Genomic DNA, 21,274 nt, shown 5'->3' on the forward strand with positions numbered 1-21,274 from the left:
AAGTGCGGCAAACTCTAACAACGACGGGGATTTTGGGCAAGGCGCCAATATGTTAAATTAGGCGTTTTTCCGAGCACCATCCCATACAATCGCGGCCATGTGACCGTAGAAATGCGGTAGTGTTCCGACAATCGTAAGTCGCGCCCGCACTTATTGACACTCTTTATTGTGTATTGCCTAACCGAACGGACCCCTTCCGCCCGGTTTTCCACTGGAGATTCCCATGGCGCTTGAACGCTCCGACGTGGAAAAAATCGCTCACCTGGCCCGCCTGGGCCTGGTCGAAGCCGATCTTCCACGCACCACCGAAGCCCTGAACAGCATTCTGGGCCTGGTCGACCTGATGCAGGCTGTCGATACCAGCGGTATCGAACCCCTTGCCCACCCTCTGGAAGCGAATCAGCGCCTGCGCGCCGACGCCGTGACCGAGCGAAATCACCGCGAGGCTTATCAGTCCATCGCGCCAGCGGTCGAAAACGGCCTGTACCTGGTTCCGAAAGTCATCGACTAAAGGGAAAGAGCCTGCAATGCATCAGATGACCCTGGCCGAGATCGCCCGTGGCCTCGCCGACAAGAAATTCTCCTCCGAAGAGCTGACCCGGACCCTGCTGGCGCGCATCGCCCAGCTCGACCCGCAGCTCAACAGTTTCATCAGCCTGACCGAGGACCTGGCCCTGAGCCAGGCCAAGGCCGCCGACGCCCGCCGTGCCAATGGCGAGAGCGGTGCCCTGCTCGGCGCGCCGATCGCCCACAAGGACCTGTTCTGCACCCAGGGCATCCGCACCAGCTGCGGCTCGAAGATGCTCGACAACTTCAAGGCGCCCTACGACGCCACCGTGGTCGCCAAGCTGGCCGCGGCCGGCACCGTGACCCTGGGCAAGACCAACATGGACGAGTTCGCCATGGGCTCGGGCAACGAATCGAGCTACTACGGCGTCGCGCGCAACCCGTGGAACCTGGAACATGTTCCGGGCGGCTCGTCCGGCGGTTCGGCGGCAGCCGTTGCCGCGCGCCTGCTGCCGGCCGCCACCGGCACCGACACCGGCGGCTCGATCCGCCAGCCGGCGGCGCTGACCAACCTCACCGGGCTGAAACCGACCTACGGTCGTGTCTCGCGCTGGGGCATGATCGCCTACGCCTCCAGCCTCGACCAGGGTGGCCCGCTGGCGCGCACCGCCGAAGACTGCGCCCTGCTGCTGCAAGGCATGGCTGGCTTCGACCCGCAGGACTCCACCAGCATCGATGAACCGGTACCGGACTACGCCGCCGGCCTCGGCGCGTCGATCCAGGGCCTGCGCATCGGCGTGCCCAAGGAATACTTCGGCGCCGGCCTCGACCCGCGCATCGCCGAACTGATCCAGGCGAGCATCAAGGAGCTTGAGAAACTGGGCGCGATCGTCAAGGAAATCAGCCTGCCGAACATGCAGCACGCGATTCCCGCGTACTACGTGATCGCCCCGGCGGAAGCCTCGTCGAACCTGTCGCGCTTCGACGGCGTGCGTTTCGGCTATCGCTGCGAAAACCCGAAAGACCTCACCGACCTGTACAAGCGTTCCCGTGGCGAAGGCTTCGGCGCGGAAGTCCAGCGGCGCATCCTGGTCGGTGCCTACGCGCTGTCGGCCGGCTACTACGACGCCTACTACCTGCAGGCGCAGAAGATTCGTCGGCTGATCAAGAACGACTTCATGGCGGCCTTCAACGACGTCGACCTGATCCTCGGCCCGACCACCCCGAACCCGGCGTGGAAGATCGGCGCGAAGAGCAGCGACCCGGTCGCCGCGTACCTGGAAGATGTCTACACCATCACCGCCAACCTCGCGGGCCTGCCGGGCCTGTCCATGCCGGCCGGCTTCGTCGACGGCCTGCCGGTGGGCGTCCAACTGCTGGCCCCGTATTTCCAGGAAGGCCGTCTGCTCAACGTTGCGCACCAGTATCAGCTCAACACTGACTGGCACACCCGCACACCTGAAGGCTTCTGAGGAGAAACACATGCAATGGGAAGTCGTGATCGGGCTGGAGATTCATACCCAGCTCGCCACCCAATCGAAGATTTTCTCCGGCAGCGCCACTACCTTCGGTTCCGAGCCGAACACCCAGGCCAGCCTGATTGACCTGGGCATGCCCGGCGTGTTGCCGGTGCTGAACCAGGAAGCGGTGCGCATGGCGGTGAAGTTCGGCCTGGCCATCGACGCCGAAATCGGCCAGCACAACGTATTCGCCCGCAAGAACTACTTCTACCCGGACCTGCCCAAGGGCTACCAGATCAGCCAGATGGAACTGCCGATCGTCGGCAAGGGCCACCTGGACATCACCCTGGAAGACGGCACGGTCAAGCGCGTCGGGATTACCCGTGCGCACCTGGAAGAAGACGCGGGTAAAAGCCTGCACGAAGAAATCGACGGTGCCACCGGTATCGACCTGAACCGAGCCGGCACGCCGCTGCTGGAAATCGTCTCCGAGCCGGACATGCGCAGTGCCAAGGAAGCCGTGGCCTACGTCAAGGCCATCCACGCGCTGGTGCGCTACCTGGGTATCTGCGACGGCAACATGGCCGAAGGCTCGCTGCGTTGCGACTGCAACGTCTCGGTCCGGCCCAAGGGCCAGGTCGAGTTCGGCACCCGCTGCGAGATCAAGAACGTCAACTCGTTCCGCTTCATCGAGAAGGCGATCAACAGCGAAGTGCAGCGCCAGATCGAACTGATCGAGGACGGCGACAAAGTCATCCAGCAAACCCGCCTGTACAATCCGAACACGGATGAAACCAAGGCCATGCGCAGCAAGGAGGAAGCCAACGACTACCGTTATTTCCCCGACCCGGACCTGTTGCCGGTGGTCATCGAGGATGCGTTCCTCAATGAAGTCCGCGCGCAACTGCCGGAGCTGCCACCGCAGAAGCGCGAGCGCTTCCAGGAACAGTTCGGCCTGTCGGTCTACGATGCCAGCGTACTGGCCTCCAGCCGCGAGCAGGCGGACTACTTCGAAAAAGTCGTGAGCATCGGCGGCGACGCCAAGCTGGCGGCCAACTGGGTCATGGTCGAGCTGGGCAGCCTGCTCAACAAGCTGGGCGTGGACATCGACCAGGCCCCGGTCAGCGCCGAGCAACTGGGCGGCATGCTGCTGCGGATCAAGGACAACACCATCTCCGGCAAGATTGCCAAGATGGTCTTCGAAGCCATGGCCAATGGCGAAGGCAGCGCCGACGAAGTGATCGAGGCCCGTGGGCTGAAGCAGGTCACCGACAGCGGCGCCATCGAGAAGGTCCTGGACGAAATGCTCGCGGCCAACGCCGAGCAGGTGGAGCAGTACCGGGCAGCGGATGAAGCCAAGCGCGGCAAGATGTTCGGCTTCTTTGTCGGCCAGGCGATGAAAGCCTCCAAGGGCAAGGCCAACCCGCAGCAAGTGAACGAATTGCTGAAAAGCAAACTCGAAGGCTGATAGCGAACCAAAAGGGTTGTCCAACATCGAGGTTGGCACAACCCTTGTGGCTCTCTCCACAACCTTATCGAGGACATCCGATGAAGCACCTGCTCGCCGCCCTTGCCCTCTTCAGCCTGTTGGCCGGCTGTGCCAGCCACGACATCAACCCGCGCGGTTATGACGAAACCGGCCTGGCCTCGTATTACGGTGCCAAGCATCGGGGCAAACGCACCGCCAGTGGCGAACCCTTCAACCCGCACGGCCTGACCGCGGCCCATCGCCAACTGCCCTTCGGTACACGGGTGAAAGTCACCAACCTGGCCAACGACAAATCCGTCATAGTGCGCGTCAACGATCGCGGCCCGCACATCCGTGGGCGCCTGATCGATCTGTCACGCGAAGCGGCCGCCCAATTGGGTATGCTGCAAAACGGTACCGCCCGCGTACGCATCCAAAGCCTCGACGACTGACCGCTGGAGCCCGTCATTTTCGGATTGACCACCCTTCCCTGGCTGAGCCTGATTCAACTGAGCGGCGGCCTGTTGCTGCTGATCGTCGGCGCCGAACTGCTGGTGCGCGCGGCCGTGCGCCTGGCGGCGAGCCTGGGGGTCAGGCCCCTGCTGGTCGGCCTGACCGTCGTCGCCTTCGGCAGCAGCGCACCGCAACTGGCGGTCAGCCTGCAGGCGGCCGTGGCCGAGAATGCCGATATCGCGGTGGGCAGCGTGATCGGCGGCAATATCTTCAATACCCTGGTCACCCTCGGCCTCTCGGCGCTGATCATCCCGTTGCGGGTCTCGCGCCAGCTGATCCGCCTGGACATCCCCCTGATGATCTTCGCCAGCCTGCTGGTCTTCGGCCTGGCGTTCAATGAAGAGCTGGGGCGCCTCGACGGCCTGGCCATGCTGATCACCTTCGCGCTGTATCTCGGCCTGCTGCTGCGCCAGTCCCGGCATCCCGGCCAGGCCTCGGCGGCGCCACCCGCCGCCACGCACAAACCCGCGCCCTGGCTGAGCAGCCTGGCCTGGATGGGCCTGGGCCTGGCTCTGCTGGTGGTGGCCGGGCACCTGCTGCTGGACGCTGCCGTGGCGGTGGCCATCGAGCTGGGCCTGTCCGAACGGATCATCGGCCTGACCGTGGTGGCGGTCGGCACTTCGTTGCCGCAACTGGCCACCTCGCTGATCGCCGCCGTGCGCGGCCAACGGGGCATTGCCGTGGGCAATGTGATCGGCGGCAACCTGTTCAACCTGCTGGGCGTGCTCGGTCTCACCGCGCTGATCGCCCCCGCGCCACTGTCCGTGTCGCCCAATGCCCTGACCTTCGACCTGCCGGTGATGCTCGGCGTTGCGCTGCTGTGCTGGCCGGTGTTCTATTCCGGCTACCGCATCACCCGTGCCGAGGGCCTGTTGTTCCTTGGCCTGTACCTGGCCTACGGCCTGCACGTGGTGTGGTTCACCACCGGCATGCCGATGGCGGACAAACTGGAACGCCTGATGCTGTTTTTCATCCTGCCGGCGCTTTGTGCGTTCCTGCTGTTCAGTACGCTAAGAGCCTGGCGTCGCCAACACTCATAGGCTCTTTACGAAAACTGCCTGCGCGTCGATCATGCTGCGTTAAAAACAGGCTCGGAATGCTCATTTAGCGGGCTAAAGTCGGGCGCGACCCCGGCCGTTCCTCGCCTGTTTTTGCCTTGCCTGCTCGCCGCTCGGCGAGTTTCGTAATAGAGCCTAGGAGCCGCTGCAATGACCGATCAGAAGAAACCTGGTGTCGAGATGCGTCGTCAGGTCATGGGCGATGCGTTCGTCGACCGCGCCCTGGGCAATGCCACCGAATTCAGCCAGCCGTTGCAGGATTTCGTCAACGAACATGCCTGGGGCAGTGTCTGGAACCGTGAGGGGCTACCGCTGAAGACCCGCAGCCTGATTACCCTGGCGGCGCTCACCGCGCTCAAGTGCCCGCAAGAGCTCAAGGGCCATGTGCGCGGCGCCTTGAACAACGGCTGCACGGTGGAGGAGATTCGCGAGGCGCTGCTGCATTGCGCGGTGTATGCCGGGGTGCCGGCGGCCATTGATGCATTCCGTGCCGCCCAGGAAGTGATCGACACCTACCAGAAGGCCGACTGACTCACCACAAGGTAACGTCAGATCCAACCGCCCCACTGCAACACAAAGATGCCGATGTTCGTCGTGATCGCTGCCATCAGGGTGGTGATCACGATAATCGCCGCTGCCAGTTCATGATTGCCATTGGCGGTCCGGGCCATGACGAAACTGGCCGCGGCGGTCGGGCTGCCGAAGTAGAGAAACAGAATCCCCAACTCCGCCCCGCGGAAACCACAAAGCCAGGCCCCCAGCGTCGACAGCGCGGGCATGCCGACCATTTTCACCAGGCTCGCACTCAGGGCCAGGTCGCCGCTCTTGCGCAGGGCCGCCAACGACAGGGTGCCGCCGATGCAGATCAACGCCAGCGGCAGGGTCATCTGCGCCAGATAGTTACCGGACGTCTCCAGCCAGCCGGGCAAGCCGATCTTGAAATAGGCAAAGGGCGCCGCCGCGATCACACTGATGATCAGCGGGTTCCTCAACACACTCTTGCAGATGCTCCAGGGATCGGACTTGATCACCGGGCTGTAGACCGCCAGGACAATGGTCGACAGGGTGTTGTAGAACAGGATCACCAGCGCCGCGAGAATCGCCCCGAGGGAGATCCCGTAGGCGCCGTACATGCTGGCCGCCAGGGCCAGGCCGATGACGCCGTTATTGCCGCGAAAAGCGCCCTGGGTGTAGATCCCACGGTCTTCCCTGGGGCAACGCCAGATCGCCCAGCCCCAGGCGCCGGCGAACGCCACCAGCGTGGCAACGGCAAAATACCCCAGCACCTTGGGCTGCAACGCCGAATGCAGGTCGGCGTGGAGGATGCCGAGGAACAGCAACGCCGGCATGGTGACGTTGAACACCAGTGCCGAAGCCGTGTGGATGAAGTTGTCGTTGATCCAGCCCACGCGCTTGAGCGCCACGCCCAGGAACAACATGGCGAAGACGGGCGCGGTGATGGTCAATATACCGAGAAAGATGGCCAGCATGCCCTGGGAACCCGTTGCCTGTCGTCAGGCGGCTAATGATACGGCAAAGTCGCACGTCTGCCCGTCGACAGGCACCGGCTCAATCGAACTGCGCGCGCATCCAGGCCTGGTACTCGGCGACCCCGGCTTCGCCTTCGCGCGGTGCCCAGTTGGCCAACTCGCCATCGCCCACCGGACGATAAGGGCCGGCCTTGCATTCGAACATCACGCTGTCGGCCTCGAGGACCACCAGGCCATGGAACACCCCCGCCGGCAGGTCGACACCCGGGCAGTCGCCGCCCGCCTGCAACACGCGCTTGGCCAGGACCTGACCCGCCTCGTCGAATACCAGCAGGCCCAGGCGGCCCTTGACCACCAGCAAGGTTTCCGCCTTGTCGGCACTCAGGTGCCGGTGCGGGGCGATATAGGTGGCGGGTTGCAGTCCAACGGCCATGCGATGGCACGGTTCGTCCATCTGGTGAAAGTTGTGATGAACCCGGCCACGGGGACTCGCCGCGGCCTTCGCGGCCAGTTCGGCAAACAAGCTTGAATCGAGAAAACCAGGCGTGCTCATCCTTTACATCCCCTTGACGGCGTAGATACCGGCGGCGTTACGCCAGTAGCCCTTGTAATCCATGCCGTAGCCGAAGATGTAGCGGTCGATGCACGGCAGGCCGACGTAATCCGCCTTCAGGTCCGGACGGGCCTTGCGGTCGTGGTCCTTGTCGATCAGCACGGCGGTGTGCACGCGGCGCGCACCGGCGTGTTTGCAGAAATCGATGATCGCCCCCAGGGTGTGCCCTTCGTCGAGGATGTCGTCGATGATCAGCACATCGCGGTCGATGAACGAGACTTCCGGCTTGGCCTTCCAGAACAGCTCGCCGCCGCTGGTTTCGTTACGGTAGCGGGTGGCGTGCAGGTACGAGGCTTCCAGCGGGAAGTCCAGGTGAGGCAGCAGTTTGCCGGAGAAGATCAGGCCGCCGTTCATCACGCAGAACACCACCGGATTGCTCCCGGCCAGTTCGGCGTTGATCTGCGCGCCGACACGGGCGATGGCCGCTTCGACTTCGTCGTTGGTGTACAGGCAGTCGGCTTCGCGCATCACTTGACGGATATGCTCGAGATCAGCGGACATGGCGCTCTCCAAATAGGGCTGCTGGTGTAAGGGGGGCAAGAAAAGCGGGCAAAGGTACGCACCCCGCGCGACCAGATCAAGGGTTTCTGGACTAACGTACCGCTGATCTATAGGACAACAACGGCGGATAGATTAATCTAAGCCGTTTTTTGCCCGCCGCCGGAGCCTATTCCCATGCCCATCCGTGAGATCCGCCACCCGCTGATCCGCCACAAGCTCGGCCTGATGCGCCGCGCTGACATTAGCACGAAGAACTTCCGCGAGCTCGCTCAGGAAGTCGGAGCGTTGCTGACCTACGAGGCGACCAAGGACCTGCCCCTGGAAACCTACGATATCCAGGGTTGGTGCGGCACCGTCCAGGTCGAGAAGATCGCCGGCAAGAAGATTACCGTGGTGCCGATCCTGCGCGCCGGTATCGGCATGCTCGAAGGCGTGCTCAGCCTGATCCCGGGCGCCAAGGTCAGCGCCGTGGGCGTGGCCCGCAACGAGGAAACCCTCGAAGCCCACACCTACCTGGAAAAGCTGGTACCGGAAATCGACGAACGCCTGGCGATGATCATCGACCCGATGCTCGCCACCGGCGGCTCGATGGTCGCCACCATCGACCTGTTGAAGAAAGCCGGCTGCAAGGACATTCGCGCCATGGTCCTGGTAGCGGCCCCCGAAGGGATTGCCGCAGTCGAGCAGGCGCACCCGGACGTGACCATCTACACCGCGTCCATCGACGAGAAACTCAACGAACACGGCTACATCATCCCGGGCCTGGGCGATGCCGGCGACAAGATCTTCGGCACCAAGCAGAAGGACGCCTGACATGCAGGATGAGTTCAACGACCCGCTGTGGCGCACGGTGCTCTCCGGTGCGCAGATGCTTTTCGTGGCCTTTGGCGCCCTGGTGTTGATGCCGCTGATCACCGGTCTCGACCCGAACGTCGCGCTGTTCACCGCGGGCCTGGGGACTCTCTTGTTCCAACTGGTCACCGGGCGCCAGGTGCCAGTGTTCCTGGCCTCGAGCTTTGCCTTCATCACCCCGATCATCCTCGCCAAGGGCCAGTTCGGCCTGGCGGCGACCATGGGCGGCGTGATGGCGGCCGGTTTCGTCTACACCTTCCTGGGCCTGGCGGTGAAGATCAAGGGCACCGGTTTCATCGATCGGCTGCTGCCGCCGGTGGTGATCGGGCCGGTGATCATCTCCATCGGCCTGGCCATGGCGCCGATTGCCGCGAACATGGCGATGGGCAAGGCCGGCGACGGCACCGAGCTGATCCATTACCGGACCGCCATGCTGATCTCCATGCCGGCGCTGCTGACCACCCTGGTCGTGGCGGTGTTCGGCAAGGGGATTTTCCGCCTGGTGCCGATCATCTCCGGGGTACTGGTGGGCTTTGCCCTGTCGTTCTATTTCGGCGTGGTCGACACCGCGAAGATCGCCGCGGCGCCATGGCTGGCCCTGCCACACTTCACGGCACCGGAGTTCAACTGGCAGGCGATCCTGTTCATCGTCCCGGTGGCGCTGGCCCCGGCCATCGAACACATCGGCGGGGTGATCGCGGTGGGCAGCGTGACCGGGCGCGACTACCTGAAGAAACCGGGCCTGCATCGCACCTTGCTGGGTGACGGTCTCGCCACCACGGCGGCCGGCCTGTTCGGTGGCCCGCCCAACACCACCTATGCCGAAGTAACCGGCGCGGTGATGCTGACCAAGAACTACAACCCGAAGATCATGACCTGGGCGGCGGTCTTCGCCATCAGCCTGGCGTTTATCGGCAAGTTCGGTGCGCTGCTGCAGAGCATTCCGGTGCCGGTGATGGGCGGGATCCTGTGCCTGCTGTTCGGTTCGATCGCGGCGGTGGGGATGAACACCCTGATCCGCCACAAGATCGACCTGAGCGAAGCACGCAACCTGGTGATCGTGTCGGTGACCCTGGTGTTCGGCATCGGCGGCATGCTGGTGGGAACCGGCACCGGGTCGAACGACTTCGGCCTCAAGGGCATTGCACTGTGCGCCGTTGTGGCGATTGCGTTGAACCTGCTGTTGCCGGGCAATGACAGCTGGAAGAACAAGAAGGCGGACGAGCCGTTGTTGTAAGGCTCACGCCCGCCACAGGGAAGACGATGACCCTGTGGCGGGCGTCAGGCCTATAACGCCAGCGGAGCCCGCTCGCACAGGGTATTCAACGCCGCCGCCCACTGCGGTTCATCGTTCAGGCACGGCACCAGCACCAACGCCTCTCCCCCCGCCGCGACAAACTGCTCGCGCCCGCGATCACCGATCTCTTCCAGCGTCTCGATGCAATCGGCCACGAACGCCGGGCACATCACCAGGACCCTCTTCACTCCGGCCTTGGCCAACTCATCCAGGCGTGCCTCGGTATAGGGCTCGATCCACTTCGCCCGGCCCAGCCGCGACTGGAACGACACCGACCACTGCCCCTCCAGCAAGCCCATGCGCTCGGCAAACGCCGCCGCCGTACGCAGGCACTGAGCCCGGTAACAGGTGGCGAGCACCGCCGGCGAGGCGTTCCTGCAGCAATCGGCATCCTTGAAGCAATGGCTGCCGGTGGGATCGAGTTTGGTCAGGTGCCGCTCCGGCAAGCCATGGAAACTCAGCAGCAAGTGATCGAATCCCTGCGCCAGGTGCGGCCTGGCACTGGCCACCAGGGCGTCGAGGTATTCCGGTTGGTCGTAGAACGGTTGCAGGATGGAAAACTGCACGTCGAGCTTGCGCGCGCGCACCACCCGCCGGGCTTCTTCGATCACGGTGGTCACGGTGCTGTCGGCAAACTGCGGATACAACGGCGCCAAGGTCACCTTGCGGATACCTTGTGCGGCCAGACGGCTCAGCGCCATCTCGATCGACGGCTCGCCATAGCGCATCGCCAACTCCACCGGCCCCTGGGTCCACTGCAACGTCATCTGCTGCTGCAAACGCCGGCTGAGCACCACCAGCGGCGAGCCCTCCTCCCACCAGATCGAAGCATAGGCATGCGCCGATTGCTCGGGGCGCTTGATCAGGATCAGCGACACCAGCAAGCGCCGGACCGGCCACGGCAGGTCGATGACATAGGGATCCATCAGGAATTGATCGAGGTAGCTGCGCACATCCGCTACCGAAGTGGAGGCTGGAGAACCCAGGTTGACCAGAAGCAAGGCGTGATCGGTCATGCAACGTCCTATTTCAGAGGCGACCCGACAGGTCGTCGAGGGCCGCGGGCAGATCGTTAAACTGAAAAACAAATCCCGCCGCCAACAGCCGGGCCGGTGTCGCCCGCTGTCCGCCGAGCAGCAACAGCGACAGTTCGCCCAGCCCCAGACGCAGGACAAACGCCGGCAGCGGGATCAGCGCCGGGCGATGCAGGACCTTGCCCAGCGCCCTGGCGAAGGCTTTGTTGCGAACCGGCTTGGGCGCGCAGGCATTATAAGGACCGCTGGCGTCACTGCGATGCAGAAGAAAATCAATCAGGGCGATTTGATCACGCACATGAATCCACGGCATCCACTGCCGACCGTTGCCGATCGGGCCGCCCAGCGCCAGTTTGAACGGCAGCAACAGGCGCGACAAAAAGCCGCCCTCGGCCGCCAGCACCAAGCCGGTGCGGATCCGCACCACGCGAATACCCAGGGCCTCGGCGCGCTGCGCGGTTTCTTCCCAGGCAATACACAACTGGCTGGCGAAATCCTCGCTCACCGGCGGCGAACTCTCGGTCAGCTCACGCTCGCCACCATCGCCGTACCAGCCGATCGCCGAACCGGAAATCAACACCGCGGGACGCTGATCGCGCCCTTCCAGCCAGGCCAGCAGGGTTTCGGTCAGTTGGATCCGGCTGCTCCAGAGCAGCGCCTTGCGCTTGTGGGTCCAGAGCCGGTCGGCAATCGGCGCACCGGCCAGGTTGATCACCGCGTCCAGGTGCTCGCCGGCCAGGTCCTCGAGATGACGCACACCGCGCACCTGCGCACCGCACAAACGCGCCACCTGCTGGGGGCGACGGCTCCATACCGTCAGCCGATGCCCCTGCGCCAACCAGTACTCGCACAGTTGACGCCCGATCAAACCAGTACCGCCGGTCAGCAATATGTGCATGAGTTCGTCCTCGCGTAACGTTTTGTCGAGAGCGTTAGTCTATTTTTATAAACAGGGCTCTTTTCTCTCGACAGATATTTGCTTTAACAATAGGACAGTGTGAATCGACAAGCAGGTCGCAACCTATACCAAAAAACAAGACTGTACAGGTTTTGCTGACGGCGTAGTCTGTGCTGACAGGTAACGAGGCCCACCCATGACTGTACCTATCGCAATAATCGGTGCCGGCATCGCCGGACTCTCGGCCGCCCGGACATTGTACGATGCCGGGTATCCCATCGAGCTCTTCGACAAGAGTCACGGCAGTGGCGGGCGCATGTCCAGCAAGCGCACCGACGCCGGTGCGCTGGACCTGGGCGCACAGTACTTCACCGCCCGCGACCGCCGCTTCGTCAAGGAAGTCCAGCGCTGGCAGGGTGAGGGCTGGGTCGCCGAATGGAACCCGCAGCTCTACAACTTCCAGAACGGCCAATTGAGCCTGTCGCCGGACGAGCAGACCCGCTGGGTCGGCACGCCGCGCATGAGCTCCATTACCCGCGGCCTGCTGGGCCGGCTCCAGGCGCATTTCAGTTGCCGGATCACCGAGGTGTTCCGCGGCGAACAGCATTGGCACCTGCAGGATGCCGAAGGCTTCACCCATGGCCCGTTCAGCCAGGTGATCATCGCCACGCCGGCGCCCCAGGCCACCGCGCTGCTGGCCGCCGCGCCGAAACTCGCCGGCGCCGCCGCCGGCGTGCAGATGGAGCCGACCTGGGCCATCGCCCTGGCCTTCGACACCGCGCTGGAAACACCGATGGAAGGTTGCTTCGTGCAGGACAGCCCGCTCGACTGGCTGGCCCGCAACCGCAGCAAACCGGCGCGCGACAGCCAGCTCGACACCTGGGTCCTGCACGCCACCAGCGCCTGGAGCAAGCAGTACCTGGACCTGCCCAAGGAGGCCGTGATCGAGCAGTTGCACGGTGCCTTCGCCGAGTTGCTGCACGACAGCATGCCGGCACCGGTCTTCACCCTTGCGCACCGCTGGCTCTACGCCCGCCCGGCCGGCTCACGGGAATGGGGGGCGCTGGCCGATGCCGACCTGGGCCTGTACGTGTGTGGCGACTGGTGCCTGTCCGGACGTGTCGAAGGCGCCTGGCTCAGCGGCCAGGAAGCGTCCCGGCGACTGATGGAACACCTGGGCTGAAGCACAGCGTTAGCGGGCTCCCGCTGGAAGACGGCGAGACCTGACGCGTGGGCTGGTGATCACTGCAGCCCGCCCAGACCTGTACAAATGATTTTACTTGTACAAAATGCAATCTATGATGAGCCTCAGTTGTACAAACATACTTGTTTGTACAGGTATTTCTCGACTCAAGGAATGGCCATGCAGCTGCTCTGGCTGCGCACCGATTTGCGCCTGCATGACAACACCGCCCTGGCCGCGGCTGCCGGGCAGGGGCCGACGGTCGCCGTTTACCTGGTGACACCCGGGCAATGGCAGCTTCACGATGATGCGCCGTGCAAGGTCGATTTCTGGCTGCGCAACCTGCGGGAACTGGGCAAGGCGCTGGCCGTGCTGAATATCCCGCTGCTGATTCGCCATGCGCGGACCTGGGACCAGGTGCCCGAGGTACTGCGCACGCTGTGCCAGTCGCTCAAGGTCGATGCCGTGCACGTCAACGAAGAATACGGCGTCAACGAAAGCCGCCGTGACCAGGCGGTTGCGCACACCCTTGAAGCCGACGGTGTCAGCTTTCACAGCCACCTGGATCAACTGTTCTTCAAGCCCGGCAGCGTGCTGACCCGCACCGGCACCTACTTCCAGGTCTTCAGCCAGTTCCGCAAAGTCTGCTACAGCCGCCTGCACAGCGCCTTGCCGCGCCAGGTCAGCGTCCCCAAGGCCCAGTCGGCACTGCCCGTCGAAGCCGATCCGGTACCCGACGCCGTCGCAGGCTTCGCGCGCCCCAGCCAGGCTTTGCGCGACCTCTGGCCCGCCGGTGAGGACGAGGCCCGGCGGCGCCTGACGCGCTTCGCCGAGCAGCAGATCGACAACTACCAGCGCGAACGCGACTTCCCGGCCAAATCCGCCACCAGCCAACTGTCCGCCTACCTCGCCGCCGGCGTGATCTCGCCCCGCCAGTGCCTGCATGCAGCCCTGCAAGGCAACCGGGGCGAATTCGAAAGCGGCAATGCCGGCGCCGTCACCTGGATCAACGAACTGCTCTGGCGCGAGTTCTACAAGCACATCCTGGTGGGTTATCCACAGGTCTCGAAGCGGCGTGCCTTCCGCCCGGAGACCGAAGCCCTGGCCTGGCGCCAGGCACCGGAAGAACTGGCGGCCTGGCAGGAGGCGCGCACGGGCCTGCCGATCATCGACGCCGCCATGCGCCAGTTGCTGGAAACCGGCTGGATGCACAACCGCCTGCGGATGGTGGTGGCGATGTTCCTGACCAAGAACCTGCTGATCGACTGGCGTGAAGGCGAGCGTTTCTTCATGCGCCACCTGATCGACGGCGACCTGGCGGCCAACAACGGCGGCTGGCAGTGGAGCGCGTCCACCGGCACCGACGCGGCACCCTACTTCCGGATTTTCAACCCGCTGAGCCAGTCGGAAAAATTCGACCGCGAAGGGCTGTTCATCAAACGCTGGCTACCCGAACTGGCCGGCCTGGACCCAAAGGCCGTGCATAACCCCTCGGCACTCGGCGGCCTGTTCGGTGTCGAAAGTTATCCACAGCCCATGGTCGACCTGGGCCACAGTCGCGAACGCGCCCTCGCCGCCTTCAGGAACCTTGGTATCGCTGCTGATACATGAGCTATCGTCATCTGACACTGGCCAAGGGATGGCCGGGTTGAAAAGGAGCATGGGATGAGCATTACACCTCCACGACGTGTCTGGCTCACGGGCGCCAGCAGCGGCATCGGTGCAGCCCTTGCCGAAGTCCTGCTCAAGAGCGGTGTGCAACTGGCCGTCAGCGCCCGCAGTGTCGAACCGCTGCAACCCCTGGAAAAACGTTATCCCGACCAGCTCCTGCTGGCGCCCGGCGACCTGACCGACAGCCGGCAGGTACGGGAAATCGGCGAGCGCATCACCCAGGCCTGGGGCTCCCTGGACACCGTGATTCTCAACGCCGGCACCTGTGAATATGTCGATGCCCAGGCGTTCGATGCCTCGATCATCGAGCGGGTGGTGCGCACCAACCTGCTGGCCAGCAGCTACTGCATCGAAGTGGCCTTGCCGCTGCTGCGATCCGGCCTGCAGCCGCATCTGGTGGGCATCGCCAGCTCGGTCACCTTCCTGCCGTTGCCCCGGGCCGAAGCCCATGGCGCGTCAAAGGCCGGGATGCGCGATCTGTTCGAATCCCTGCGCATCGACCTGGCCGACGAAGGCATCGCCGTCACCCTGGTCAGCCCCGGTTTCGTCGACCCCCCGCAGGCCCGGCAAAACGATTTCCCCATGCCGCTGCGCTGGTCGGCCGAGAAAGCCGCCGACCATATCTGTGAACAGCTCAGGCAGCGGCCCCTGGAAATTGTCTTTCCAGCGCTGTTCATGGCCGGGCTCTGGCCACTCTCGCGCCGGCCCAAACGGCCGCAACCGGCCACCGGCAAACCCATGGCCCACACCGCCGGCCACGACAAGGGCAAACCCTAAAGCCGGCGCAGTTGCTCACGTACCACGCCTTCCCGTTCCGGGGCATTGAAAAACAGCTGGCGCGCCATGCTCAGGCTGATCTCGCTGCGCCAGATCCGGAACACCTCCAAGGCCCGCCCGGGCTGACCTTGGCGGATGCGTTCAAAACGCTCCTGCTCGGCCCGGGCCTGCGCCTTGACCCCGAGAAAACGCTCGTCCCAGCGCTTCAGATGGGCGCCATGGGCCTGTGGCTTGCCGTCCTTGCCCAGGGCGCCGCGCATCACGAACAACTCCTCCGGGGTGGTTTTCTCGGGATAATGGAAATGTGCCACCCAGAGATTCTTGCCGGCCGCCTTGTCCCGCACCACATACTCCTGGAGGAAATCATCCTTCCCGAGTCTTGTGCGCGGCCCGTTGCGAAAGATCTCGACCTCGTTGTGCTCCTTGAGAAACAGCAGCCGTTCGGTGTCCGGCGCACTCGACTTGGTCACGGCAATGCGCGCCAGCAATCCCTCATGCCTGACTGTCCCGGCCTGGAGACGTAGTTCAGAGGCCTGAACCTTGCCGGCGGAGACTTCGCTTTGCGCCACGGAACTGTCCGACTCGGCCAGCGCACGGTCGATTTGCCCGGCCAGCGCCTCCAGCGCCCGCGCCCGGACTTCGAGCACATCCTGCAGATAGACCGGGTCCTTGGCGACAGGGATCTGCCCCTTGGCCATCTCGACCTCCCGGGCGGCCTGACGGATCTGGCTCTCGGCCATCTGCACCAGGCGCTTGAGACCCGGCTGCGGCAGCGGCTTGGGCAAGGGGGCGGTCGCCGGCTTGGGCAACGGCTGCCAGTAGCCGTCCTCTTCCTCGACAAAGGAGTCGATCGGTTGACCGGTCTGGGGATCCATCAACTCGATGACCTCATGGCCATCCTGGGGCGTGTCCCGGACATAACCGAGATAGTTTTTCTTGCGGCGGGTACGGATGACTTTCCGGGTCTTGCCGGGTTGTCCCGACGGTAGGTCAGGCTCGTCTTGCTCTGGGGCCTGCGCCTCGATGCGCTCGACCAGGCTGCGCTCGGCCTCCTGCTGCAACTCGACCAGGCGCCGGACAAACAGATCGCCCCAGACCAGCCTGGCACCTTGCGGCAACAAGCCGGTCTTGTACTCGAGCATGGCCAGTGCTTCGTTATATTGACTTACACAGGTGTTGAGCACCCCCATGTCCGCCTCCGCGGACAGGGGCGAAGCGGATCGCTCATCGAGAATGGACTGGGAGGCCAGGGCACTGCGCAGATCGTCGAACTTCGTCCAGATATCGGCCTCGAGCTGCTGCGGATCCAGCTCCCTGAAGCAGTACAGGGCGAGCCGGCACGCCCTGATGGCTTTCAATCCAGCCACATTGCTCCCCTTGCCCCTGACATCGCGGATGCCCTGGTATTCCGTCAAATCCCGGTTGCGATAACGGCCCAGCTCGGTAAACGCCTGTTTCTCTCGCTCCGCCCAGTCGATATACAGGTCCGCGGCGCGGTTTTCTCGTTGCTCTGCCTGTTGCCTTTCCGGCAGGACCCGGCCCGAAGCGTCCTGATAGGGCAAACGCTCCATGATCCGCTGGCAACGCGTTTCGACGATCTTGATCGAGTCCAGGGCCAACTGCATCCCCACGACGAACCGATGCAGGCAGGCAAAGAGTGTCCCCTTGTATCCCCGCAGGAATACCGTCTCGTTCATCCGCAGCTTGTTGATCTGTTGCTCGTAGCCGTCGACAAAGACTTTTACCCGGTCGCCGAGCCGGTCCATTCGGGCAAACCACTGCGGGTCGGTATAGCGCTCGGGATTGCCTTCCATCGTCCTCAAGGCTTGCGACTCGGGAAGCAGCGCTTCTGCCCGCGTCACCTGCTCCTCGACGCCCTCATTCCACTCGTCCATGAAGCGCGAACCGACCAGCTCCCTCTGTTCCTGCTCCCGGCGTTTCTCCTCAAGCAAGGCGGCTCTTCTTTTCCCGATGCTCGCTCCCGGGCGCCCCGATCCGCCGCGCAGACGCAGTTTCAAGTCCGGTGTCCATGTTCCCGCGCCATCGCTTTTCAAATAGAACCCTTCGCTACGACCGTCCGGCGCGACCACCTGGACGTTGCCCTCGGTATCCGTCTTCACGGCAAACAGCCAGCCACCGAAGTAGGCCGCCAGCCGGTTTGATTCCTTCAATCGGATCAGCCCCTTCAGATCGCCGGACACAATGACTTCCCCCAGGGTCTTGGGCTCGGGCCAGGGATACGGGTAAATCTTCAAGGTGAACGAACTGACACTCGGACGCGCGGACAGCGTGCCGGGGGCCACGGGGTTGTCCAGTTTCATCGGCAGCGGCCTGTCCGGTCCCTCGCTGATCGTTGCCCGGTGCTGCGGGGGGCGATGGCCCTCTTCTATCGGGATCTGCTGCGGTGTCTTGGCGTGCGCCTGCCGATGGGCCAGCCGATGCCCGAGAATAAAGGCAATATTCACCAGTACATCGGCCCAGGCACTGGCCTTGGCCCCGGGGTCCTTTTCCTGCAGTCGTCGAAAGTCGGCATCGACACTGGCGACCACGGCGAAAATCCAGCCGGCCACCGCCGCCGGGCCGCGGATAAACATCAGCGCCACGTTGAACAGTTGCCAGCCGCCTTCCTTCAAGGTATTCCAGCGCAATTCGGCATTGGACACCGATTGCCGGTCCGCCAGGGCGATCAGGGTCCAGGCCATCGAGCCGAACAGGTGATGCAGGTAGTCGCCCCGGACCACCGCGTCATCGAGGGTGGCCGGCGCCACCGGCAACAGCGCGGCAAAATCGTCCTCGAACGAGCGCCGCAGATGGGGCTCGACAAAGCCGCCATTGGCATAGGTGCGCCGGGCCTGATCGCTCAACCAGGTCAGAATGCTGTCCTGCACCGCACCGGGTTGTTTGAGCGCCTCGAACAGGGCCGCCCACGTCGGGTATTGCAGGAGCGGCTCGACGGGAGGCGTGGGGCGGGCGTCATTGTCGTGAGGACAAAAAGCCTTGCCCGGTGCCGACTGGAACGTCTGGAAGGCCGACGCCTGTGGGCCGGCCTTGGCGAGCAGGGGACGATAGAGAATGAACGGACCGTGACGCGTGTCCCGCGGGCCGATGATGAACATGGACGCCACGATATCCGCTGTCGCATCGGTTTCGGCCTTGAAGGCCAGGGGACGCAGGACGATCTCCCGGCCCGCCACCTGGCGCTTCGCCGCTTCGGGCTGCAATACCGCTTCGACATGGCGGTATCCCGATTCGTCGAAGCCCGCTTCGCCGCGAATCTTCAGCTCCAGCGCCGTCATGGGCAATTGCACCCGCAGTTGCTCACTGAACAGGCCCTCCCGACGCCGCGCCTCATCGGCATCATCGATCAGCCGGGCCTTGAGCGCGTCGAGGTAGGTTCGCCCGATATCGACAAAAGTGACCAGTCCCTTGACGTAGTCCGGGGTCAGCCATTCGGGCAGCGGTTTTTCCACGCCACACTGGCGGATACTGATCTTCATCTTCGCATGCCGAAAGCCCCCGAGATTCTCCAGGGCAAACTCGGTCAGGCTCATCCGCACCTTTTCCACCTCCCCCAGCGCCCCTCCCGCGCCCCCGGCAACGGCTACCGCGATGACCTTGTCGAGTTCCAGACGAATATCATCGGGGTTGGCGATATCGGCGGTTTGCGGATGGTCCTCGCCCATCTTCTTGAGCAGCGCCTTGACGGCGAAGCCCGGCAGATCACCGATGTCATCCAGAAAGGCCTTGCCGCCCGAGGCGCGCTGCACATCGGCCAGCTTTTCCAGCAGGGTGCGGTAGGTGCTGATGTCTTCGCTCGACGCCCCCAGCAACCAATGCGGCAAGCCGTCACTGAGCGCCGCCAGCTCGTCGGGCAACTCGACCAGCGCATGGGGCTCTGCCTGCACCGGCGTGAAAAACCAGTCATCGGGACGGGTGATCAGGTCAAGCCGGCGCTGGTAGTCCTCGAGCGTCCACTCGCTATCGAGCCCGATCAGCGAAATTGCCTGAAGCTGGTTTTCCAGCAGGGTTTCGGCAAGGCTGGCGAGGGCCTGCACCAGTTGCATATCCGGGTCGCCCTGCCGCCAGAGCCGATGCTCGCGATACTCGATATTCCGACCATTGGCCCTGGCACTCATGAACAAGGGCACCAGCTGTCCGAGATCCGTGGTGCCGGCCCTGAAGAGACCTTTGGCCAGACTGAGCACCAGCGGGTTCTGCTCGACTCCCCCTTCCTTGCGGCGGGCCACCAGCACGGGCAAGGCTTCAGGATAAGCGCCGCCCCAGGTGTCCTTGCTCACCGCCTGTACGCCATAGAGGGCAAATTGCTCCTCGGGCCTTTCCAGATTGATCGACAGAAAGGCACGATGCTGTTCACGACCGGCGGACAAAATCCGCCCCAGTATCCTGCCAAGACGGTCAAAGCGGCTGTAGCCTCGCTCATCCTCCGCGTTCCAGTAGTCGACCTGGGCCTGTTGATAGAGTTGCAGCAGGATATCGCCCCACGACCCAAGGACGGCCTGGATGGCCGGTGCATCCACCACAAGCCGGTCGCCGGGCAAACTGTCGAGCTTGATCTCCAGCACATGCTCGGCGCTGAAGATCGGCGCGACCCCGGTCGTGAAATGCTCGAGCACAAGGTCGATCACGGCACGGTATTGATAGCCACCCGAAAACCTTTTTCCATCGCGTTCCAGCCATTGCAGTTTGCCGACATACAGATGCGAGGCATTGCGCTGCGGGTTCCAGCTGGAAAAAAAATACCCCTGGATGGCCGACAAGGCCACTTCCCGCAAAGTCGGCGGGAGGGCAAAAAGCGCCTTGGCCGCCTCGATCTCGTGCTCAAGCGACAGGCCCGGCAGTGTGGCTGCATCATTCATACAGACTATTCCCTTCAAACAGATCCGACAGGCTTGGGTTCAAGCGCCATGCCCGGCACCCAACACAGGTGCAGGGGAAGTAGATGCCTGACACACCAAGCCCATGCGGTATTCGCTTATCGTGGAAATGTTCCGTAGACCCTCCGTCGGACAAGCCAGCTCGAACGGCTCGACCCTTGAACCTCGGGCATACAGCAGCGTGGCACTGGCATACACTGGCGCCCATGACCAAGATCCCACTGACCGACCTCACGGAACCCGCGATCACCTGCTCTTCCTGCGCGGCCTGCTGCTGTCGACTGGAGGTTATGTTGATCACCGATACCGGTGTTCCCGAGCGCTACATCGACATCGACGATTGGGGCGGCGAGGTGATGTTGCGTCTGGACGATGGCTGGTGCGCGGCGCTGGATCGCGACAGCATGCGCTGCACGATCTACGAGAAACGTCCGTTGATCTGCCGGGAGTTCGAAACCGGCTCGGCGGACTGCCTGGAAGAACGCCGTGGGATCGCCACGGCGTATCGGTGAGTCGAAAGAAGGCGCTGAACAGCGGTTACAACGGCATTGTGTAGTGCAGGGCGTAGCTTTCGATGCCCTCGTTCGGCTGGTGGATACCCGCGTTGGAATAGTGGGTGGCGCGAATCCCCACTTCATGCCCACCGGCGAAACGCAGGCCGACACCGATGCGGTCTTCGAACAGGAAGGTCCCGCCCAGCTTGTTGCCCTCCACTTCGGAGTGGGCAAACAGTGCAACACCGATCCCCGCCTCGATATACGGCTTGATCGATGCTCCGGAAAACTCGTACACGAACACCGGGGAAAACGACAGGCTGTGATTGTTGGGACTCTTGTTGCCGTCCCAATAGGTGTAGGCCCCGTTCCAGTAGCCGGTCAGGCGCCCCACATCGCTTTGCCACCAGCTTTTGTCCCAGTTCGATTGCAGGCCCAGACGCAACGTCTGGGTCGAATCGCTGGTCTCGCCGACCGAGAACTCGACACCGGCCGCTTGTACCGTAACGCCATACCCCAAGGTGGCCGCAAGCGCGGCCAAGCAGAACAGTCGCTTCATGATA

Annotated in this window: 19 protein-coding genes; 12 read left to right on the plus strand and 7 right to left on the minus strand. The window is 63.6% G+C overall.

The genetic code is table 11. From position 1 onward, the window contains the following. The first annotated feature begins 223 nt into the window (after nt 1-223). The 6 genes from gatC (at nt 224) to NUH87_RS12845 (ending at nt 5,537) form a co-directional block, all read left to right on the plus strand. The gene (gatC, locus tag NUH87_RS12820; RefSeq protein WP_040064249.1) at nt 224-511 is read left to right on the plus strand and encodes an Asp-tRNA(Asn)/Glu-tRNA(Gln) amidotransferase subunit GatC; all 288 of its coding nucleotides are present in this window, start codon (nt 224-226) and stop codon (nt 509-511) included. 16 nt (nt 512-527) lie between these two features. Continuing rightward, nucleotides 528-1,979, plus strand: coding sequence for an Asp-tRNA(Asn)/Glu-tRNA(Gln) amidotransferase subunit GatA (gene gatA, locus NUH87_RS12825; protein WP_338526228.1), 1,452 nt, complete (start codon nt 528-530; stop codon nt 1,977-1,979). A 10-nt stretch (nt 1,980-1,989) separates the two neighbouring features. Next, a complete protein-coding gene (gene gatB / locus NUH87_RS12830) occupies nt 1,990-3,435 on the plus strand; it encodes an Asp-tRNA(Asn)/Glu-tRNA(Gln) amidotransferase subunit GatB (protein ID WP_338526229.1) in 1,446 nt (481 codons plus the stop codon). Nucleotides 3,436-3,515: 80 nt separating this feature from the next. Next, nucleotides 3,516-3,887, plus strand: a complete 372-nt coding sequence (locus tag NUH87_RS12835; protein ID WP_338526230.1) for a septal ring lytic transglycosylase RlpA family protein — start codon at nt 3,516-3,518, stop codon at nt 3,885-3,887. A 48-nt stretch (nt 3,888-3,935) separates the two neighbouring features. Continuing rightward, nucleotides 3,936-4,988, plus strand: coding sequence for a calcium/sodium antiporter (locus NUH87_RS12840; protein ID WP_338526809.1), 1,053 nt, complete (start codon nt 3,936-3,938; stop codon nt 4,986-4,988). Between the two features lie 168 nt (nt 4,989-5,156). Next, nucleotides 5,157-5,537 carry a carboxymuconolactone decarboxylase family protein gene (locus NUH87_RS12845; RefSeq protein ID WP_338526231.1) on the plus strand — a complete coding sequence of 127 codons (381 nt, stop codon included), beginning with the start codon at nt 5,157-5,159 and terminating at the stop codon, nt 5,535-5,537. Between the two features lie 17 nt (nt 5,538-5,554). On the opposite strand, the gene NUH87_RS12850 is transcribed toward NUH87_RS12845, so the two are convergent. From NUH87_RS12850 to NUH87_RS12860, 3 genes are all read right to left on the minus strand, one after another. After that, a complete protein-coding gene (locus tag NUH87_RS12850) occupies nt 5,555-6,496 on the minus strand; it encodes an AEC family transporter (protein ID WP_040064244.1) in 942 nt (313 codons plus the stop codon). A gap of 79 nt (nt 6,497-6,575) precedes the next feature. Beyond that, the gene (locus tag NUH87_RS12855; protein WP_338526232.1) at nt 6,576-7,049 is read right to left on the minus strand and encodes a WbuC family cupin fold metalloprotein; all 474 of its coding nucleotides are present in this window, start codon (nt 7,047-7,049) and stop codon (nt 6,576-6,578) included. Between the two features lie 3 nt (nt 7,050-7,052). After that, on the minus strand, nt 7,053-7,610 hold the full coding sequence (locus NUH87_RS12860) for a hypoxanthine-guanine phosphoribosyltransferase (protein ID WP_040064242.1): 558 nt from the start codon (nt 7,608-7,610) through the stop codon (nt 7,053-7,055). 174 nt (nt 7,611-7,784) lie between these two features. Between NUH87_RS12860 and upp the strand changes: the two genes are divergently transcribed. Both upp and NUH87_RS12870 read left to right on the plus strand, forming a co-directional pair. Continuing rightward, the gene (upp, locus tag NUH87_RS12865) at nt 7,785-8,423 is read left to right on the plus strand and encodes a uracil phosphoribosyltransferase (protein ID WP_338526233.1); all 639 of its coding nucleotides are present in this window, start codon (nt 7,785-7,787) and stop codon (nt 8,421-8,423) included. 1 nt (nt 8,424) lies between these two features. After that, nucleotides 8,425-9,699, plus strand: a complete 1,275-nt coding sequence (locus NUH87_RS12870) for a uracil-xanthine permease family protein (protein ID WP_338526234.1) — start codon at nt 8,425-8,427, stop codon at nt 9,697-9,699. 50 nt (nt 9,700-9,749) lie between these two features. On the opposite strand, the gene hemH is transcribed toward NUH87_RS12870, so the two are convergent. After that, nucleotides 9,750-10,775, minus strand: a complete 1,026-nt coding sequence (gene hemH / locus NUH87_RS12875; RefSeq protein ID WP_338526235.1) for a ferrochelatase — start codon at nt 10,773-10,775, stop codon at nt 9,750-9,752. A 13-nt stretch (nt 10,776-10,788) separates the two neighbouring features. Further along, nucleotides 10,789-11,691 (minus strand): TIGR01777 family oxidoreductase, encoded by a 903-nt coding sequence (locus NUH87_RS12880; RefSeq protein ID WP_338526236.1) that lies wholly within the window; start codon nt 11,689-11,691, stop codon nt 10,789-10,791. 196 nt (nt 11,692-11,887) lie between these two features. On the opposite strand from NUH87_RS12880, the gene NUH87_RS12885 reads away from it, so the two are divergent. From NUH87_RS12885 to NUH87_RS12895, 3 genes are all read left to right on the plus strand, one after another. Beyond that, the gene (locus NUH87_RS12885) at nt 11,888-12,874 is read left to right on the plus strand and encodes an NAD(P)/FAD-dependent oxidoreductase (RefSeq protein WP_040064233.1); all 987 of its coding nucleotides are present in this window, start codon (nt 11,888-11,890) and stop codon (nt 12,872-12,874) included. A 180-nt stretch (nt 12,875-13,054) separates the two neighbouring features. After that, nucleotides 13,055-14,485, plus strand: coding sequence for a deoxyribodipyrimidine photo-lyase (phrB, locus tag NUH87_RS12890; RefSeq protein ID WP_338526237.1), 1,431 nt, complete (start codon nt 13,055-13,057; stop codon nt 14,483-14,485). Between the two features lie 54 nt (nt 14,486-14,539). After that, a complete protein-coding gene (locus tag NUH87_RS12895) occupies nt 14,540-15,322 on the plus strand; it encodes an SDR family NAD(P)-dependent oxidoreductase (RefSeq protein WP_338526238.1) in 783 nt (260 codons plus the stop codon). Here NUH87_RS12895 and NUH87_RS12900 read toward each other — a convergent pair. Then, complete coding sequence (locus NUH87_RS12900) at nt 15,319-20,199, minus strand: dermonecrotic toxin domain-containing protein (RefSeq protein ID WP_338526239.1); 4,881 nt, start codon at nt 20,197-20,199, stop codon at nt 15,319-15,321. The two genes, NUH87_RS12895 and NUH87_RS12900, sit on opposite strands and share 4 nt — an antisense overlap. A 224-nt stretch (nt 20,200-20,423) precedes the next feature. On the opposite strand from NUH87_RS12900, the gene NUH87_RS12905 reads away from it, so the two are divergent. After that, nucleotides 20,424-20,729 (plus strand): YkgJ family cysteine cluster protein, encoded by a 306-nt coding sequence (locus tag NUH87_RS12905; protein ID WP_040064227.1) that lies wholly within the window; start codon nt 20,424-20,426, stop codon nt 20,727-20,729. A 25-nt stretch (nt 20,730-20,754) separates the two neighbouring features. Here NUH87_RS12905 and NUH87_RS12910 read toward each other — a convergent pair whose 3' ends face one another. Next, the gene (locus NUH87_RS12910; RefSeq protein WP_338526240.1) at nt 20,755-21,270 is read right to left on the minus strand and encodes an acyloxyacyl hydrolase; all 516 of its coding nucleotides are present in this window, start codon (nt 21,268-21,270) and stop codon (nt 20,755-20,757) included. Nucleotides 21,271-21,274 lie beyond the last annotated feature (4 nt).

The sequence above is a fragment of the Pseudomonas batumici genome (genome assembly GCF_036585405.1).
GTDB lineage: Bacteria > Pseudomonadota > Gammaproteobacteria > Pseudomonadales > Pseudomonadaceae > Aquipseudomonas > Aquipseudomonas batumici.